Annotated in this window: 1 pseudogene; it reads right to left on the bottom strand. The window is 55.1% G+C overall.

Features of this window, described 5'->3' with window-relative positions:
* Positions 1-519 (bottom strand): annotated as a pseudogene (locus ACTHTY_RS11585) (hypothetical protein); the annotation flags it as partial.

The following is a 519-nucleotide window of genomic DNA, read 5'->3' as shown; positions in this document are numbered from 1 at the left end:
GCCAGTTTCAGCTGTGCACCACCGGCTACGGTTTCGCTGATGATGTTGCTGTCGCCTTTGACATTGATGGTGTCGCCCAATGCGTAGTTGTTGCTGCCGGTGGTACCGCCGAAGTTGATGCCTTTGGCGATATTGGCGGCGTTGTTGGCGACGTTTTGGTTGGTCGCAAACAGTTGGCTGCCGTTAACGGCATCTTTGCTGTTGGCGTTGAGGTCGCCATCGGCTACGTTGGTCACTTTGTTGCCGGCGTTGTTCAAACCGTCTTTGGTCAGTTTGACATCGCCAGCTTTAACGCCGTCTTGGGTCAATGCGACATCGTCGCCTACTTTCACACCGTCGTTGTTAACGGTGGTGTCGCCGGCTTTGACGCTGTTCACTACCAGGTCTTTTTTCAGCTTAACGGTCACTTTATCGTCTCGGGCTTCGGTGGTGATGTTGTCGTCGCCGGCAACGGTCACGGTAGCGCCGAGTTTTTCGACATTGGTGCTGCCGCTGTCGCCGTTGAAGGTCAGGCCTTTG

This window comes from Neisseria sp. P0019.S002 (assembly GCF_051957155.1).
GTDB classification, from domain to species: Bacteria; Pseudomonadota; Gammaproteobacteria; order Burkholderiales; family Neisseriaceae; genus Neisseria; species Neisseria perflava.
The sequence above is the reverse complement of the archived record's forward strand: the minus strand, read 5'-3'. Positions and strand labels throughout refer to the sequence as shown.